Source organism: Acetomicrobium sp. S15 = DSM 107314, assembly GCF_016125955.1.
Taxonomy (GTDB): Bacteria; Synergistota; Synergistia; order Synergistales; family Thermosynergistaceae; genus Thermosynergistes; species Thermosynergistes pyruvativorans.
Genome location: NZ_JADEVE010000321.1, coordinates 1 through 485, shown reverse-complemented (window position 1 = coordinate 485; position 485 = coordinate 1). Strand labels below are relative to the sequence as shown.

The window sequence follows — 485 nt, the reverse complement described above, 5'->3', positions numbered from 1 at the left end:
GATAGCCAAATACGTTTACGCCTGATGGAGGGGTAGAAGATGACTGAGAGGATGTACATAGACGCCCTCGCTGAGGCCATTAGAGAGGAGTTCGATCGCGACGAGCGCGTCTTCATGATCGGCGAAGACATAGGGGTGTAGTCTACAACAGCGCCATCTTGATAGGTAGAAATGGCGACATCGTCGGCTCTTATAGGAAGACCCACCCGTTCCCAGGGGAGTTGGTAGAGTTCGGGGGGTGGACCACGCCGGGCGATCGCGCTGATGTCTACGCTAAAACTTTTTAGCGATTTTAAAACATCCTGGCTTCCATAAACCAATATCAAGATGCCCATAGCTGGGATTGAGGCATAAACATAACTCATTGGCAAGCCCAGAGCAGGCGACGGCTGTCTTGAAGTCATAACGATTACTTTCCAGCCATAATAAATCATACAAGAACCAAAAAACATGACTATCCCTTGAACTAATATCCTTAAAATTTC

1 protein-coding gene and 1 pseudogene are annotated in these 485 nt (G+C 47.8%); one reads left to right on the top strand and one right to left on the bottom strand.

Features of this window, described 5'->3' with window-relative positions; translation table 11 throughout:
• Nucleotides 1-158: 158 nt before the first annotated feature.
• Nucleotides 159-287, top strand: a complete 129-nt coding sequence (locus EZM41_RS09430) for a hypothetical protein (protein ID WP_232619272.1) — start codon at nucleotides 159-161, stop codon at nucleotides 285-287.
• Between the two features lie 57 nt (nucleotides 288-344).
• On the opposite strand, the pseudogene EZM41_RS13900 reads toward EZM41_RS09430, so the two are convergent.
• Nucleotides 345-434 (bottom strand): annotated as a pseudogene (locus EZM41_RS13900) (TRAP transporter small permease); the annotation flags it as partial.
• Nucleotides 435-485 lie beyond the last annotated feature (51 nt).